Source organism: Micromonospora sp. NPDC048909, from assembly GCF_040649635.1.
Classification (GTDB): Bacteria; Actinomycetota; Actinomycetes; order Mycobacteriales; family Micromonosporaceae; genus Micromonospora.
Window position 1 is genome coordinate 57,164 of sequence record NZ_JBEZFU010000007.1, and the last position, 17,626, is coordinate 74,789.

At 71.2% G+C, this 17,626-nt stretch carries 10 protein-coding genes; 6 read left to right on the top strand and 4 right to left on the bottom strand.

Annotation, left to right across the window (positions count from 1 at the left end; translation table 11 throughout):
- The first annotated feature begins 583 nt into the window (after positions 1–583).
- The gene (locus AB0C04_RS20245) at positions 584–3,037 is read left to right on the top strand and encodes an alkaline phosphatase D family protein (protein ID WP_357056728.1); all 2,454 of its coding nucleotides are present in this window, start codon (positions 584–586) and stop codon (positions 3,035–3,037) included.
- Positions 3,038–3,281: 244 nt separating this feature from the next.
- Entirely contained in the window at positions 3,282–5,468 is a 2,187-nt protein-coding gene (locus AB0C04_RS20250; protein WP_357056731.1) for a hypothetical protein, read from the top strand.
- A 3-nt stretch (positions 5,469–5,471) separates the two neighbouring features.
- Here AB0C04_RS20250 and AB0C04_RS20255 read toward each other — a convergent pair whose 3' ends face one another.
- On the bottom strand, positions 5,472–7,247 hold the full coding sequence (locus tag AB0C04_RS20255) for a long-chain fatty acid--CoA ligase (protein ID WP_357057269.1): 1,776 nt from the start codon (positions 7,245–7,247) through the stop codon (positions 5,472–5,474).
- Positions 7,248–7,628: 381 nt separating this feature from the next.
- Between AB0C04_RS20255 and AB0C04_RS20260 the strand changes: the two genes are divergently transcribed.
- The 4 genes from AB0C04_RS20260 to AB0C04_RS20275 all read left to right on the top strand — a co-directional run bounded on the left by AB0C04_RS20260 (position 7,629) and on the right by AB0C04_RS20275 (position 15,844).
- Positions 7,629–10,079 carry a CehA/McbA family metallohydrolase gene (locus AB0C04_RS20260; RefSeq protein ID WP_357056734.1) on the top strand — a complete coding sequence of 817 codons (2,451 nt, stop codon included), beginning with the start codon at positions 7,629–7,631 and terminating at the stop codon, positions 10,077–10,079.
- Positions 10,080–10,542: 463 nt separating this feature from the next.
- Positions 10,543–12,147, top strand: a complete 1,605-nt coding sequence (locus tag AB0C04_RS20265; RefSeq protein ID WP_357056737.1) for an alkaline phosphatase D family protein — start codon at positions 10,543–10,545, stop codon at positions 12,145–12,147.
- A 248-nt stretch (positions 12,148–12,395) separates the two neighbouring features.
- Positions 12,396–14,051, top strand: coding sequence for an ABC transporter ATP-binding protein (locus AB0C04_RS20270; RefSeq protein ID WP_357057271.1), 1,656 nt, complete (start codon positions 12,396–12,398; stop codon positions 14,049–14,051).
- A complete protein-coding gene (locus AB0C04_RS20275; protein WP_357056740.1) occupies positions 14,048–15,844 on the top strand; it encodes an ABC transporter ATP-binding protein in 1,797 nt (598 codons plus the stop codon). Before AB0C04_RS20270 ends, AB0C04_RS20275 begins: the two co-directional genes overlap by 4 nt.
- Before the next feature lie 34 nt (positions 15,845–15,878).
- On the opposite strand, the gene AB0C04_RS20280 is transcribed toward AB0C04_RS20275, so the two are convergent.
- The 3 genes from AB0C04_RS20280 to AB0C04_RS20290 all read right to left on the bottom strand — a co-directional run bounded on the left by AB0C04_RS20280 (position 15,879) and on the right by AB0C04_RS20290 (position 17,543).
- Positions 15,879–16,430, bottom strand: a complete 552-nt coding sequence (locus AB0C04_RS20280) for a DUF5872 domain-containing protein (protein ID WP_357056743.1) — start codon at positions 16,428–16,430, stop codon at positions 15,879–15,881.
- A gap of 9 nt (positions 16,431–16,439) precedes the next feature.
- On the bottom strand, positions 16,440–16,604 hold the full coding sequence (locus tag AB0C04_RS20285) for a helix-turn-helix domain-containing protein (protein ID WP_357057273.1): 165 nt from the start codon (positions 16,602–16,604) through the stop codon (positions 16,440–16,442).
- A 177-nt stretch (positions 16,605–16,781) separates the two neighbouring features.
- Positions 16,782–17,543, bottom strand: a complete 762-nt coding sequence (locus AB0C04_RS20290; protein ID WP_357056746.1) for a hypothetical protein — start codon at positions 17,541–17,543, stop codon at positions 16,782–16,784.
- Positions 17,544–17,626 lie beyond the last annotated feature (83 nt).

The following is a 17,626-nucleotide window of genomic DNA, read 5'->3' on the forward strand; positions in this document are numbered from 1 at the left end:
GTTCGCGCTCTCCAAGGCGGTCCACGCCACCCGCGCCACCACGAAGACCACCGTCGAGCAGTACAGCGCCGCGCCCAGCGGCCCCACCCCAGCGACGGCCATCCGGCTCTGCACGTCCGCAACGATGTGCAGGGCGGCCAACGCCAGACCGACACGGCGGCGCGGCGCGACCGCGACCGAATAGAGAGCGGTCCGCACACCGGGACGGCGGGAGCATCACCGGGGTACCGGAGCATGTGGTAGCCGAGGAACAGAACCGCCACGACGGCCGGCACCAACGCCGGCAGCCGGCGCCGCAACACAAGCGTCACTGCCATGCCTGCGCGGACCAGGCTGACCACGGACTGCGGCATGCCTCGGCCCCCGTTCGGCTCGGGTGCTGAGCGACCTGAGCTGGCCAGCGGCTTCGCCACGTGCCGTACGACGGGACTTAACATCATCTTCAGGAGGAGGGCTGCCGGATTGTCCAGGCTGTCGGGACGAATTCGTTTCGACAGAGGTAGGTGTGGCAATGGCGGAAGTCTCCCCCATCAGCAGGCGGCGATTCCTGGCTCTCGCCGGTGGGACCGCGGGCGCGGTCGCCGTGAGTCAGCTGATTGCGGAGCTCCCCGCGGCGTACGCGGACGAACTGGACCCGGCACCGTTTACTCTCGGGGTCGCCTCGGGCGAGCCCGACCACGACAGCGTCGTGCTCTGGACGAGGCTGGTGGCGGACCCGCTGAACGAGGCCGACGGCGGCATGCCGCCGGAGCCGGTCGGGGTGAGCTGGGAGGTGGCCCGCGACCAGAGCTTCCGGGACGTGGTCCAGTCGGGCACGGTGACGGCCGGGCCAGAGTCGGCGCACAGCGTCCACGTGATGGTCTGCGGCCTGGCGCCGGGCCGCTGGTACTGGTACCGCTTCAGGGCTAACGGCGTCGTCAGCCGCACGGGGCGTACCCGGACCATGCCGCCACCCGGCGCTAAGGCCGACCACATGCGGTTCGCCTTCGCCTCCTGCCAGAACTGGGTGGGCGGCGCCTACCCCGCCTACCGGGACATGGCCGGCCAGGAACTCGACTTCGTCGTGCACCTCGGCGACTACATCTACGAGACCACCAACGGCAGCCTGAGCGAGTTCCGGCGGCTGCACGCGCTCTACAAGACCTCGCCCGACCTGCGCGCCGTGCACGCCCGGTTTCCGTTCATTTTCACCTGGGACGACCACGAGGTACAGAACAACTACGCCGGCGCCATCCCACCCGGCCCGGCCGATGGCCGGCCCTTCCTGGAGCGCCGGGCCAACGGTTACCAGGCCTACTATGAGCACCTGCCGCTGCGTCCCGAGCAGCGCCCGAACGGCCCCGACATGCTTATGTACCGTCGGGTCGACTTTGGGCGGTTGGCGCAGTTCAGTGTGCTTGACACGCGTCAGTACCGCAGTGACCAGGCGCTCGGCGACGGGCGTAAGGAACAGACCGGCGAGGTCTTCGACCCGGCCCGTACGCTCACGGGCCCGGAGCAGGAACGCTGGCTGCTCGACGGGCTGCGCCGTTCAAAGGCGCGTTGGAATGTCATCGCGCAGCAGACCATCATGGCTCAGTTCGACTATGACCTCGGGCCGGCGACCGTCGTCAACCTCGACCAGTGGGACGGCTACCCTCCAGCTCGTTCCCGCATCCTCGACTTCATCGCGCAGCACCGGATCGACAACCCGGTCGTCCTCAGTGGAGACTGGCACACCCACTGGGTCAACGACCTCAAGACCGATTTCAACGACCCGCGGTCGAAGACCGTCGCCACTGAGTTTGTCGGCACGTCGATCTCCTCCGGCGCGGGCTGGGACGCCGACGTTCGGGCCGGCCTGGTCGCCAACCCACACGTCAAGTTCTACAACGGCACCTACCGCGGGTACGTGATCTGCGACGTCACGGAGAAGCGCTGGCTGGCCGACCTGCGCATTGTGCTGGACGCCCGTGACCCCGCCTCGCCGGCGTACACCATCGCGGCGTTCGAGGTCCGTGACGGCGTACCGGGCGCCCGTCGTATCGACGGCGGCGACGGCATCGTCGGTCAGATCACCGACGCGGCGACCGGCGCGCGGCTGCCGAACGCCCAACTGACAGTGACCACGCCGGACGGCGACCGGCTGGTGGCCACCACCGACTCGGCCGGTGAGGTTCTCGCGTTCGCGCCGCCCGGCAGCTACACCCTCACCGTGGATGCGGTCGGCTACGAGCCCGTCAGCCAATTGGTGGCAATCGTGGCAGGCAAATCCGTCAACCTCGACCTGGGGCTGAACCCTGCGGCAACCCGGGCCGGGACCGGCCGCATCGTGCCCGGGCCGCAGTCGCGGGCCGGCACGTCCGATGTCGTCCTCGGCAACGAGCTGGTGGCGCTGGCCGTCTCGGCCGGCACGGACAATCCGCAACTGGCCGGGTTCACCGTCGGCAAGCCTCTGGACCTGGCCGCGGTGGGCCACCTTGACCAGCTCGACTGGATGAACCTGCCCTATGCCTCCGCGACGAAGCCCGTCGAGCCCATGGCATGGGCGCAGCTCACGGTCAGGTCCACCGCGGTCGAGGTGGTGTGCGCCACCGGCCCGGCGGCCGTTGTCCGCGCCGTCGGCGTGAGCACCGCCGTACCTGATCTCGAGGTCGTCACCACCTACACGCTGCAGCCCGGCGAGCCATGGGTGACCGCAGACAGCGCCTTCACCAACCACGGGACGGCTTCTCGGACCGTCTGGGTTGGCGACGCGCTCGATCACGACGGCGCCGGCCAACGCAGTGGTGTCCCAGGTCACGGCATCATCACCAGCGGTACGGCAAAGGCCTACGCGCCCACCGGGCCGTGGATCGGGCAGACCGGCTCGGATCGACAGACCTACGGGCTGATCTACGAGGACTCGGCCTTCGAGGCGTACGGCATGGGGAGCTGGATGATGAGCCGCCGCGAGGTGGTCATCGCGCCGGGCGAGACGTACGTGCTGCGGCGGCGGGTAGTGGCCGTCGACATCGGCGCCGACGTCGACCCGTTCGCGGTGCTCGGCCGGCTCTGACGCCGCGCGTCGCGCGGGCGGCCGGTCTCCGGCCGCCCGCGCCTGACTGAAGGGCGATCGACGGGCACGGCCCGGAAGAGGCTGCAGGTGATAGCACCCCTGACGGGGAGCGGCGCGGCTGGCCCGGCCGCCCTGACCGCACGTCCGGCGCGGCCGGCCGACGACCGCCGCCCGGCACGTCTGCCATTGTCGGGGATTCCGGGGAATCCAGAAAGCCGGGGCGGCGGTTTGGGAATCTCTACTGGTGACGGAGAAGGTCGAGGTACGGGTACACGGCGTGGCTGGCGCCCGTGCGGAGACCATCCTCGACCATCCGGTCGTGGTGCGGGTCGCGGGCGACCGCCGGGCCGGCTTCTACCGGATCCGGCCCGGGTTGGAAGGCCGCAAGGACGTCCCCGGAATCACCGTCGAGGCGTACCGCTGGGGTGACCTCACCGGCGGCGCCCCGCTGCTGAAGCTGCTGACCCTGCTCCTGCTTCCGTTCATGTTGTCCAACGTGGCGGTGTGGATGCGCCCGGCTGGACCAAGCCGCCACGGCGTGCTGACGGCCATGTGTCGGCTGCTCGCCGGCACGTTGACCGCGGCGTACGCGCTGTCCATGGTCAGTGTCGCCATGGACCTCGTCGGGTACCAGTGCGCGGCCCGGACCTACTGCACGTCCGACCGACCGCTGCTGTCCTGGCTCGGGTCGCTGCCGCACGGCGTGCGTCTCGTCCTGCTGGCGGCGCTGCCTTTCCTCGCGATCCGACTGATCTGGTGGATCGGCTCCCGGCGGGCGCGCAACGTGGGCGACATCCACCAGCCCACCGCGGACGCCAGGGCCGCCGAGGGGCTCGCCGACCCGTTGTTCTGGGACGACGATCACCTCGCCGGCCGGCTGCGGTGGATCCACTTCGCCATCGCCACGGCGATCATCGATGCCGGACTGGTCGCCGGCACCATGTCGCCGTCCCCGGACAATGCCGCACTGCTGCTGCTGGCCGCTTGTGGCCTGCTGCTGCTGTCCTGCACGGCACTGTTGATCTGGGGCCGTCTGCACCACGCGGCCACCCGCCGGCTGGTGCGGGCGCTGCGGCTGGCGAGCATCGCGCTGACCGTCCTGACGCTCAGCTACGCGCTCGTGCCGAGAGTCGCTCCGCCGCCGCGCGGGAACATGCCCGGCATCGACGGCGCCACGGCCGCGCTGGCGACCAGCCAGGGCCTGCTGCTGCTGGGACTGGCCGCCCTGACCGTGCGATACCGGCGCCGGACCAGGACCGAGACGCCCCCGATCCTGCTCGGCATGGGCACGCCGGCGCTCGCCGCGGCGGCGGTGATCGTCGCCGCGGCGTACTCCGCCACGTTCGTGTACCGCGCGGCCGACCTGCTCGACCGGGGCGCGATCCCCAACCCGGTGCGGGCGCCGCTGCCGGGCGCCCCGCCGCTGGCGCCGCCCGCGGCCGACTGGTGGGCTGCCACGGCGGCCGTCGTCGGCCTGCTGATCGCCGCCGCGGCGATGGCCTCATCGCTTCTGCTGACCAGGAGGCGCCGGCGGCGCGACGCGGAGCGCATCGTGCGGCGGGACTTTCCCCAGGTGCCGCCCGAGGCCCGTTCCCGGCTGGTGACCGTCGAGCTGGCGATCGCCCGGTCCCAGGCCACCGAGGTGTTCGGTCCCACGCTCATCGCCCTGCTCCTGATCTCCTCGGTGGGGCTGGGCACGATCGTCCTCGACCTGATCGGCACCGGGCCGACCCAGCTCGCGGCTGAGCTCAGCAACGACAAGAGTCAGGCGGCGCGCGTCGCGGCCTATCTGACCGACGCCGGGATCTACCTGATCGGCGCGGTCGTCGTCGGTCTGGTGGTTTTCAGCGTCACGGTCTACCGCTCGCCGGACAAGCGGGGGACGTTGGCGGCCCTGTGGGACCTCGGCACGTTCTGGCCCAGGACGATCCATCCGTTCGCGCCGCCCTCGTACGGCAAGCGGGCCGTGCCTGAACTGGCCCGGCGGGTGACCGCGTTGACCCGCCGGACCGGGGTCGTCATCTCCGGCCACAGCCATGGCTCGGTACTCGCCGCCGCCGCCGTGCTCCGGCTCCCACCGGAGGCCCTGGGGCACGTCGCGCTGCTCACCCACGGCTGCCCGTTGCAGCGCCTCTACGCCCGAGTGTGTCCGGCGTACCTCGGCGAGCACGTCCTGCGCGACCTGGGCGATCGCCTCGACTGGCGGTGGCGCAACCTCTGGCGGGACACCGACAGCGTCGGTGGTCCCGTCTTCGGATCATCCCACCGCCCCGACGCCGCCGTCGCCGTCGACATCCGGATCCGCGACCCGCAGAACCTCGTTCCCGAGCCGGACGACACCGTGCCGCCGCCGATCGAGGGACATCAGCCGTACCACAACCAGAAGGCGTTCCGGGACGCGTTGCGGGATCTCGCCGCGCAGCTGGGCTAGTCGTCAGTGGCCGCGGTAGAGGGCGTCGATGTCCGCCCCGTAGTGCGCCTGTACGGACTCCCGCTTGATCTTCAGCGTGGGGGTGAGTTCGCCGGTGTCCTCGGTGAAGTCCCGGGGCAGGATGTCGAAGGTCTTGACCTGTTCCGCGTGCGACACCGTCGCGTTGGCCCGCTCGACGGCGGCCTGGATCTCGCCGCGTAGCTCCGGGCTGCGCCGCAGCTGCCCGACCGACACGGCAGGCAGCCCGTGCGCGGCCCGCCACCGCGGCCACGCCTGCTCGTCGATGGTGACCAGCGCGGCGACGTACGGGCGGCGATCGCCGACCAGCATGACCTGACTGATCAGCGGGTGCTCGCGGATCCGCTCCTCGATCTGAGCCGGCGCGAGGGTCTGACCCGCCGCCGTCACCATGATCTCCTTCTTGCGGCCGGTGATACGCAGGTACCCGTCGGCGTCAACGCTGCCCAGGTCACCGGTGCGCAGCCAGCCGTCGCCGGTGAACGTCTCCCGGGTGGCCTCGGGGTTGTTCCAGTAGCCCCGGAACACGACCGGCCCGCGGGCGAGGACCTCGCCGTCGTCGGCGACCCGGATCTGGACGCCGGCCAGGGGACGGCCGGCGGTGCCGACCCGCATCGCGGACGGCGTGTTGGTCGTCAGTGCCGGGGACGTCTCGGTCAGCCCGTACCCTTCCAGCACGGTCAGACCCGCGCCGCGGAAGAAATGCCCCAGCCGCTCCCCCAGCGGCGCCCCGCCGACGATGGCCATCCGGCAGCGGCCACCGAAGGCGGCACGCACCTTGCGATACACCAGAACCTCGAACACCGCGTGCGCCGGTCGCAGCAGCAGCAGTCCCGGCCCCCGGCGCCGGTCCAGGGCCCGGCTGTAGCGGACCGCCACGCGCTCGGCAAGCCCGAACAGCCGCCCCCGGTGCCCGTCGTCGGCCCGCCGCCGAGCCTTGTCGTGCGCCTTCTCCAACATCCGGGGCACGGTGAGCAGGAACGTCGGGCGGTACCTCCGCAGCTGCGCCGGCACCGCGGCCAGGTCGGCGCAGTGCACCATCGTCGCTCGCCGGTACACCATGCCGACCTGGATCAGCCGCGCGAAGGCGTGGGCCAGCGGCAGGAACAACAGCGTCGACGCACCCGGGTGCAGCAGTTCCTTCAGCGCCTCCGTGGCAGCGAGGACGTCGCAGTGGATGCCGCGGTGCGTCAGCACACAGCCCTTCGGCCGCCCGGTGGTGCCGCTGGTGTAGACGATCGACGCGACGTCCCCGCCGCTGACCGCCCGTCGACGACGCTCGACCTCCGCGTCGTCGACGGTGCGGCCCTGCCCGGCCAGCGCGATCAGGTCGCCCCCGTCGATTCGCCACACCTGGCGCAGCCCGGGCAGGTCCCGGCGTACGTCGTGCACCAGCGCCTCGTGCTCGGCGGTCTCGACCACACAGCCGACCGCGCCCGAGTCGGCCAGAATCCACTGCGTCTGCTCGACGCTGGAGTTGTCGTACACCGGGACGGTGACCGCGCCGATCGACCACAGGGCGTAGTCGATGAGGGTCCACTCGTAGCGGGTGCTGCTCATCAACCCGACGCGATCACCCCGATTCACCCCGGCCGCGACGAACCCGCGGGCGAGGGTCAGCACGTCGTCGCGGAACTGCCCACAGGTCACCGGCGACGGTCCGTCGCGCAGCGTCCGGAAGGCCGGCCACGATCGAGGGATCGGGTCCGGGCGCAGGAACTGCACCTCGTCGGGATCCGTCCGCGCGTTGTCCCACACCATGTCGGCCAGACCGGCCAGTCGCGCTTCGGCGACCGCCGGCTCGACCGACACATTCCGTACGTTCACGTTTGCGCTCTCCCGTTGTCGACACGAAGGTCTGGCGGGGGCGGCTCCGCGGCCATCATGGCGCAATCGGCGGCCGGGACCGGGGGGAACGGCGAAACAGGCACCTGCTGCGCTGTATGTCCATTTCGTGTTGGTCGTTGCGGGCGGCCGGGCCCTGTGCCGTAGCTCCGTCCGTCGTCATTCGGTCTTCACCGACGATTCACGGGACCTGCGCATCCGGCCGGCTAGCGTTGCCTCCGCATGATCAATCGAGCCCGCCGACGGCCGCCCCACCAGGACATGTACGCCGGGGGGTTCGCACGAGATGAGGGCCGCATGGAGCTAGACCGCAGACAGTTCATCGCCATGGGTGGCGCCGCCGTCGCCGCGGCGGGCCTGCTGCCCGCCACCGCCGCCCAGGCGGACCCCGACAAGGAGCGTAAGCCCGGTGGGCGAGGCGAGCCGGACGGCATGTGGCTGCCGGGTGACACCCACGTCCATGACGATCACTCGTCCGACGGCAGCGCGCCGCGGCAGCTGTCGAACCAGCGGGATCCGGGGAACCTCCCGGTCAGCGACCAGATCAGCTACGCGGAATCGGTCGGCCTGGCGTTCCTGCCGCTGACCGACCACCGCACGTTCGACCAGCACTGGGACCCGCTGTGGCGGTCGGGCAAGCTGCTGCTGCTCACCGGCGAGGAGGTGAACGGCTCGCCGCACGCCGTGGTGCTCGGCGCAGTCGACACCGTGGTGGACGGCGCCAACCCGCCCGGCTCGGCCACCTTCCGGCACGTCCAGCAGTCGATCTGGGACGCGCACGCCCAGGACGCGTTCTGGTCGGTCGCGCACCCGGACGACGGCGAGTACACCCCGGCCGCCGGGCCGAACGCCAACGCGAGCGCGCAGGGCATCGACGCCGTCGAGCTGTGGAATGCCAGCAGCAACCCCGACGTCGAGATCGAGTACGCCGAGAACCGCTGGAACCACGGTTTCCGCTTCGGCGCGGTCGCGGCGAGCGACAGTCACTTCAAGGAGCTGCGCCCGGCCAGCGCCCCCGGCCGACCCACCACTTGGGTCTTCGCCGCCGAGCGCTCGGTCCGCGCGATCCTCGACGCGCTGAAGGCCGGCCGCACTACTTTGTCGTTCGGTACGGACGGGCCGTTCGCCACCATCGAGGCCGACGTCGACGGTGACGGTCGGTTCGAGGCGATGGGCGGCGACGAGGTGACCCTGGACGACCAGCGCCTGCCGAAGCGTGCGGCGCTGCGGGTACGGGTCAAGCGGGCCGCCGGTATGAACGTGCTCGTCTACGCCGCCCCGGGCCGCTCGGCGGGACCGGTCGCCACGTACGTCCCGGAGAGGGACGACCAAACCTACCTGCTTCCGCTCAGGGTGGCCGGTGACCACACCTGGTACCGGGTGGAGGTCCGCGCCCCGGGCGAGCTGTCCGGACGCGAGGCGGACCAGAACCTGCCCGACCAGTTGCGCGGTGCCACGTCGCCGCTCTTCCTGTCGGTGCGGCGGCCCGCTGTGCCGGCCCCCGAGATCGCGCTACCGGCGCCAGCCGGCACGGACGACCGGGCCGACCTGGTGGTGGGCGAACGCGACGGCTTCGCTGGGTTCGCCGACGTCGCCGTGGACGGTCGCGTCACCCACGTCGTCGCCGAGGTCCACGAGGACCACCGGACGTCGGTGGTCTACCGCCGGCTCGACGGGCAGCGGGAGACGCACGCCGACAAGGCGGTCGTCCTGTCCGGGCACTCCGGCACCGCCCGCGCGCCCCGGGTGGTGGCCGCCGGCGACGACGTATGGGTGGTCTGGCAGGACGCCCAGGGCCAGGAGCAACCGCACCGTCCGGGCATCTGGTTGCGTCACAGCCGCAACGGCGGCCGAAGCTTCGCGTCCGCGGTGAAGCTGAGCACCGGGCAGGGCCGGGCCGAGCACCCGGCGCTCGCCCTCCTCAACGGCGAACACCCGGTCGTGGCGTGGGCGGAGAACAGCGGCGGGGCGTTCGACGTCCAGGTCCAGGTCGTCGGTGTCGATCGGGCGCCGGTGAACGTCTCCGCCACTGGCAAGGTCATCGCCCCCGGTACGCCCGCCGACGCCCGTTCGCCGATCCACCCGGCCTCGCTCTTCCCCTCGGTCGCGGTGACCGAGGACCGGCGAATCGTCGTGACCTGGCAGGACAACCGGTTCGACCCGGACGCGGGTTGGACCGGCCACACCCCGCCGGCCGGCCAGCCGGCCAGCGGCGGCACCAACCCCGACAACTGGGAGATCCTGGCCGCTGTGCGGCCGGGCACGAGCAGCGTCTGGGGTGCCCCGGTCCGGGTCAGTGCCAACGACGACGCGGCCGACCGGCACCCGAGCGTGGCGGTGGACCGGGACGGCGGCTACGTCGTCATCTGGGAGACCAAGGCCCTCTCGGCCGCCGGGGTGAACCTCATGCTGCGCGCGAGCCGGTCCGTCGACGGCGTGACGTGGTCGCCGTCGGAGGCGGTCGCGCTCGACCCGAACGCGATGAGCCAACGGCCCCGGATCGCCGCCGACCGCGACGGAACCCTCCGGGCCGTCTGGTACGACTCCCGCTCCGCCGATTGGCGCTGGAAGGTCTTCACCTCCCGCCGGACGGCCTCGGGCTGGACCCCTCCGGTCCAGGTGAGCACCCTCGGCAACGGCACCTGGCCGGCTGTCGACAAGGGAGCGGTGGTCTTCACCAGCGACCGGCGTGCGATGCGTACCCAACGGGACCGCACTCAGGAGGTCTACCTGGTCGCGCAGGGCTGACGCGGTGAGTGGGGCGGCCCGGCGGGCCGCCCCACTCACGCTCCCTCAAACGCGAGACGATTGCGAACCCTCGTCGCTGTCGCCTTGGGCAGACAGGGAACCCCGAGGGGTCGGGACGTTGGTCGCTCAGGCACTCTGCCGCCGGCGTGCCCGGAGCCTGGGCACCGATGATCCGGCGTCAGATCTCTCGGTGGCTGCAGCTGGAAAGATCATCTAGCAAGCCAGTGTTTCCCTGCCGGTGGTGTCCCGTTGATCGGCTCTGTACCGCCAGCTGCGACGGTCGAACGCGGAATTCGGGCCGGTCGTGGGTGGCATACCGCCGCTGCGGCCCAGGCCCGGTGGGATCCAGGCCAAACCCGTGCCGCCGAACAAGGCTGACCGACGACGCCGCCCTGGCTGATCGCGGCCAACTTCTCAGGATGAGCTGGGCCGCTGGACCAGGACGGAAGGACAACCGATCAATATGGACCACCCCGACGCCGCACACCCCACGACGTCTGGTCTGAGCCGGCGAAAGCTGCTGGCCCTGGGAGGACTCGGAACAGCTGCCGCAGTTGTCGGCGGCGCGGTCACCACCCCTGGGCGGGCAGTAGCCGGGCCGCCCTTCTTCGACCACCCGTTCAGCCTGGGCGTGGCGTCCGGCGATCCCCTGCCCGACGGCGTCGTCCTCTGGACCCGGCTCGCCCCCGACCCACTCGCCTTGGACGGCAACGGCGGTATGCCTCGGGAAACGTTCGGGGTTCGCTACGAGGTAGCCGAGGACGAGAGGTTCGCTCGGATCGTCCGCCGCGGGGCGGTCGAGGCAACACCGGAGCTCGGTCACTCGGTACACGTCGAGCTTTCCGGGATGGAACCAGCACGGGAGTACTTCTATCGGTTCCGCTTCGGCCCGGTGATCAGCCCGGTAGGCCGGACGAAGACCGCTCCGGCCTTCCACGCGTCCGTCTCGCGGCTGCGGCTTGCCGTGACAAGCTGCCAGAACTATCCGGCCGGCTACTTCGTCGGCTACCGCGACATCGCCACCCAGGACCTGGACCTGGTCGTACACCTGGGCGACTACATCTACCAAGGGCCTTCCGCTGGCAACCCCGCGATCAACCGCCCCCACGTGCCCGACGTCGAAATCATGACCTTGGCCGAGTACCGGATCCGGCACGCACAGTACAAGACCGACCCGCACCTGCAGGCCGCCCACAGCTCGGCGCCCTTCATAGTCATTCCCGATGACCACGAGGTGACCAACAATTACGCCGACGACGCGGGCGGCGGCGCTGAAGGCGAGGTGTTCCTCGCTCGCCGCGCGGCTGCCTATCAGGCGTACTACGAGAACATGCCGCTGCGGCGGTCGTCCCTGCCGAACGGCCCGGACATGCAGCTCTACCGGCGTGTGCGCTTCGGTGACCTTGCCCAGTTCCACCTGCTCGACACCAGGCAGTACCGGTCCCGTCAGGCCAAGTGGAGCGCCGCCCAAGCCGTCAAGGGTTATTCCCCCGGCGCCCTCGACCCGAATCGGACGATTCTGGGCGACGCGCAGGAGCAATGGCTCCAGGAAGGTCTGGCGGCTTCGACCAGCCGATGGAATGTCATCGGAAACCAGACCAAATTTGCGCCGTTCGACCACAAGGCCGGTTCGGGCGTGACCTTCGACTCGGTGGACAGCTGGGGTGAGGGATACGTCGCCGACCGCGACCAACTGCTTCAGTTCATCTCCAGCCATCGGCCGTCCAACCCGATCGTCATCACCGGCGACGCGCACCGCAACTGGGTGTTCAACCTCAAGGCCGACTTCAGCGACCCGAACTCCGAGACGCTGGCCACCGAATACCTTGGCACCTCGATCAGCAGCGGAGGGGACGGTCCGATTTCGACCATCTACGGCCCCACCGCGGACAACCCGCACATGGTGTTCTCGAACAACCAGCGCGGCTACATGCAGGTCGACGTCACGCCGGACCAGTGGCGGGTCGACTTCCGGGTCTCCGACACCGTCCTGAACCCCGACGCACCGATGTACACCCTCACCACGCTCGTCACCGACAACGGCAAGCCGGGTGCCCGGCGGGTGTGACACCTGCTCGTACGTCCGCGAGGGCCCGGTTCCATGTGCCGTAAGCGAAGCACAAGAGGCGCGACGTGGCGGTGGCGGGGGGACGCCCCCCGCCCCCGCCCGTTGACCCAGCCTCAACCGCGAGCCGGCGAGCTGATCGGTAGCCTGAGCGGGTGCCCCCGCAGCTCCCTCATCCCGAGCCCGGCTCACCGGACACGAGGGGGCCGACGTGGTACATCTGGTGGCTGGTCCGCTGCCAGCCCTGGCGGGTGCTGCGCGGCAGCCTGATCGGTACCGCCTGGATGCTCGGGTTGTCGGTCCGGCCCTACCTCGTCGCCCGGGCCATCGACGACGGGCTGCGCGCACACGATCATCGGGCGCTGTTGTGGTGGGTGGCCGCGATCGTCGTCGCGGGCATGGGCCTGGCCTACCTGGGCATCATGCGGCACCGCACGATGACGTTCGTCCGGGAGGACGCGTCGGCCCGCTCCGCGGCCGTCCTGCTGCGTCACCTGTCCCGGATCGGCGCCGTGCTGCCGCGCAAGCTCGCCGTCGGGGAGGTCGCCACCGTCGGCGGCACCGATGTCACGCACACGTCGGCGGTGCTGACCATGACCGGGCCGGGCGTCGGCGCGGTCCTCGCGTACGCGTTCGTCGCCGTCGTGCTGTGGTCGGTTTCCCCGATCCTCGCGCTGTTCGTGCTGCTCGGCGTACCCGCGGTGGTGATGGTCGTCGGGCCCCTGCTGCGCCGCCTCGAACGGGTCGAGTCGGTCTACCGGCACCAGCAGGGCATCCTCACCACCCGCGCCGGGGACATCGTGGCCGGGCTGCGCGTACTCGCCGGGGTCGGTGGCCGTGGTCTCTTCGCCCGCCGGTACGCGGCCCGCTCCCAGAATCTGCTGACCGAGGGATACCGGGTCGGCGCCGTGAACAGCTGGATCGAAGCGCTGACGATCGTCATCCCGGGTCTCTTCCTGGCCGCCGTGGTGTGGTTGGCGGCGCGGATGGCCGCGGCCGGCGACATCACCATCGGGCAGATGGTGGCCGTGTACGGGTACGTGGCGGTCCTCATCGTGCCGGTCTGGTTCCTGCTGGAGGGCGGCTACCAGCTGATCCGGGGCCGGGTCGCGGCCCGGCGCATCGTCGCCCTGCTCAACCTGACTCCGGATGACGCCGCGCCTCCGTCGCAGGCCGGCGGAACGGATGTCCTGGCCGCACCGGACCGACCCGCCGAACTGCACGACCCCGCCACCGGGCTGACGGTGCCCCCCGGCCGGCTGCTCGCCATCGCCGCCGCCGACCCGGCCGAGGCTGTCGGGCTGGCCGATCGCCTCGGAAGGTTCGTTGCCAGCGACGTGACCTGGGGCGGGGTACCGCTGGCCGGGATCGCGCTCGACGAGGTACGGGCCCGGATCCTCGTCGCCGACCATGACTCCTACCTCTTCGCCGGAACGCTGCGCGAGATGTTGTGCACCCGGGCGGGCATCGGCGACGCCGACGTCGGTGCGGCCCTGCGTGCGGCGTCCGCTCAGGACGTCGTCGACGCTCTGCCGAACGGGCTCGCCACGCCGATCGGCTCGCGCGCCCGTACCCTCTCCGGCGGTCAGCGACAACGGGTACGCCTCGCCCGTGCCCTGCTCGCCGAACCGGACGTGCTGATCCTCATCGACCCGACGTCGGCCGTGGACGCGCACACCGAGGCGCGCATCGCGCAGCGGCTCCGCGCCGCGCGGGCCGGGCGAACCACGATCGTGCTGACCACCTCGCCGTTGCTGCTCGGCTGCGCCGACAGCATCGCGCACCTGCGCGAAGGCCGGATTGCTGCCGTCGGTACCCACTCGGAGCTGCTGGAGCAGGACCCGGGCTACCGGGCGCTGGTGTCCCGGGACAGCGACTCCTCCGACATCGACGGGGCGCTGCGGTGAACGGGCTCCCCGTCGCGGACCGGACCACGGTCCGCCGCGCCGCGCGGGACCTCATCGCCCGGGACCGCCGCGCGGTCGCGATCGTGCTGCTTCTACACGGCGCCGCCGCTGTCACCGGGCTGGCCGCACCGTGGCTGCTGGGCCGGATCGTGGACGAGGTCGCCGCCGGTGCCGGCGCAAGCGCGGTGGACCGCCTGGCGCTCGCGATCGGTGGATGCGTGCTCGCCCAGGGGCTGCTCACCAGGTACGCCCAGTACGCCGGCCACCGGTTCGGCGAGCGCGCCGTCGCCCGGCTGCGCGAGGACTTCGTCTCGCGGACGCTCGACCTGCCCATCTCCGTCGTCGAGCGCGCCGGCACCGGCGACCTTGCCACCCGCAGCTCCGTTGACGTGACGACCGTCGGCACCACCGTTCGCGACGTGGTGCCTGTCATCGTCATCGCCTCGGCACAACTGTCGCTCCTCTTCGGCGCGATCTTCCTGCTGCACCCGCTGCTCGGTCTGGTCGCCCTGACCGGACTACCGTCGATCTTCGCGGTCACCCGCTGGTATCTGCGTCGGGCCAGGCCGGCGTACCTGGCTGAGGGGGCCGCGACCGCCGAGCTGACCGAGGCGCTGACCACGACCGCGGAGGGTGCCCGCACCGTCGAGGCGCTCGGCCTCGGCGCCGACCGCATCGCGTACGGCACGCAGCGCATCGGCCAGGTGTGGGCCACCCGCCGGGCAACCCTGGCCCTGCGGTCCGTGTTCTTCCCGGTCGTGGAGGCGAGCTATGCGCTTCCGATCGCCGCGGTGCTGCTCATCGGCGGATACTTCCTGACCAACGGGATGGTGTCGCTCGGTGAGGTGGTCGCCGCCGCGCTCTATCTCCAACAGGCGGTCGATCCCCTGGACCGGCTGCTGCAGTGGATGGAGCAGGCGCAACGCGGCCTCGCCTCGTTCGCCCGCGTGCTGGGCGTCGGCGGGAGGACCGAACCGGAGAACGGGCCGCGCTCCGACACGGCCGCCGCGACCCGCGCCGGAATACCGGAACCGCGCAACACGGCATCCGCCCCGTCCGCGCAGCGACTCGTCGTGCGCGGCGTGCGATTTTCGTACGCCGACGGCCACGACGTGCTGCACGGGATCGACCTCGAGGTGCGCCCTGGCGAACGTCTCGCCATCGTGGGCCCTTCGGGCGCCGGGAAGTCCACCCTCGCCCGGCTGCTCGCCGGAATCGACGCGCCGCGCGAGGGCGTGGTGAGCCTCGGCGGCCACCCGGTCACCGACCTGAGCCCGGCCGAGCGGCGCCGCCGGATCGCCCTCGTCACCCAGGAGCACCACGTCTTCATCGGCTCGCTGCGCGACAACCTCGCCTTCGCCGCGCCCGACGCGTCCGACGCACAGATGCACTCCGCACTGCTCGCCGTCGGCGCCGACTGGTATGCCGACCTGGCCGACGGCCTCGACACGCAACTCGGCGACGGCGCCCGCGAACTCGCCGCCGCCGACGCCCAGCAACTCGCGCTGGCACGGCTCGTACTCGCCGACCCGCACATGCTGATCCTCGACGAGGCGACGGCCGCGCTCGATCCGACAACCGCCCGGCGCACCGAGCGCGCACTCGCCGCCGTCATCGCCGGGCGTACCGTCATCGCCATCGCGCACCGTCTCAACACCGCGCACGACGCCGATCGGGTGGCTGTGCTCGAGGACGGTCGGATCACCGAACTCGGCAGCCACGACGACCTCGCTCACGCCGGTGGCGCCTACGCCGCCCTGTGGCACTCCTGGCACGGGTTACCGAAGAAGTGATCGATGGCAGGCGTCCCCTGTGCCGTTTCCGCGGTCAGCGCCGGTCGAGTTCCGACTCCATCCGACTCATCAGCGTCTTGCGGGCCTTGCCGTCGCGCTCGCGTCGCAGCGCCGCCTTGAGCTGGCGGGTGTCGAGGCCACGGACGAGCTTGACCGCCTCGGTGACCGGCAGGCCTGACAACTGCTCGGCCGACGAGGCGTCCTTACGTGCCTGTTTGGCCGCCCCCGTGTTGGAGACGTACTGCTTGCCGGTCCGGGACGCCCGCCGCTTCTTGGCGTCGTCGGCGCGCCGTTGCTCCTCGGAGAGTTCCTGCCACGCCTGCTTGGGCAGGTACCGACTCGTCTCACCGTTGCGGCGGGCACGGGTGGACCCCTCCTTCGTCTGCCACTTTTCGGCGCCCCACCGCTGCAGTGACTTCTGCCGCTCGTCCCTTGGCCCCCGGTAGCCCCCACCGCGCTTCTCGTACTCCTTGGTGAGCAGCTGCGACTTGCGCGCCGACCACTGCCCCTGCCGCCCGCCTTTGTCGGAGGCCTTTATCTCCTCTTTGATCTGCTGTCTGAGCTCCGGATTCGTGTACTGCGCCATCTGCTGCCGTTACCCGCCTCGAAGCGACGTGAACGTTGAGCAGGACGGACGACTCCGCGCCCATCGGCCGGAGTTTCTTCTGCGGACGAGTCCTTCGCTCTCCAACCGGCCCACCACGCGGCTCATCCCGCTGAGCGCCATCTCGCAGACCGCGGCGAGCTCGCTCGTCCCCAGCCGGCGCTGGGCCGCCTCGGAGGAGGTACCTCAAGGACAGGCCTCTTCGTCCGGATCGAGAGGTTGAACCCCCTCAGGGGTATTTGCCAGAAGAAGTGGAAGGGACAGGGGGTGCCCGCACGTACCGAACTCGCGCCCCCGTTCGCCGGCGCCGTTCAGGCCGTAAGTCGATGCGGCCTAGCCCCGCCAGGCCTCGACCGCGCGGACGGCCTCGCGCACCGCCCGGTCCATGACATCGGGACTGCCGCTGGTGCCCTCCCAACCCCGGTCGTCGAGGACGGTCGCCACCGCGTCGACGCGGATCACCGCGATCTGGCCGCTCGCGTCGCCGCCGGTGCGCTCCCCGTTCAGGCTCGTCTGCGGCCAGGTCCGGGTCAGCAGGATCGCCTCGTCACCGACGCCGGGCAGTGGCCGGCTCTCGACGGTGACGGTGTATCCCGCCTCGGCGTAGGACGGACACGCCTCCACGGCGTCGCGAACCCGTCGCAGGTAGTCCGCGGCGCCCGTCCCGTCGAACGTGAAGATCGTCTGGTGGAGCATGCCCTGCGGGACGTTACTGGCGGGATCGCCGGGCCGCTTGTAGGTGACGGTCATCGAGGCGCTCGCACTCACCTGTCGGCCGCCCGTACCGAATTCGTTGCCGCACAGCTTCGGCAGGGCCTGCTCGGTGGGCGTCGACCTTCGGGGCACCTTCCGCATGTCCACTGGCAGCTCGATGAAGGCGGATGTGGGGATGACGACCTGCGCGTCCGCGGTGGGTGACGGGCGGTCGGCCGGGCTCGATGGTGCCGTTGCGGTCGGCGCCGCGGTGAGCGACGGAGCCGGATCGGCCGCATCCTCGCCGGCGCCGCACCCGGCGGGAAGCATCAGGGCGATGACCAGCGGCAGCACGCGCGCTCGCCGGACGAGGGTCTTCGTGCGAGCCGCATGGTCGCTCATCGTCACCTCTCGTCTCTGCCGGTTCTCGGTAGGTGATTCCCTACCGAGAACCGACCGAAACGGCGGCTGGTGACGGGACGACG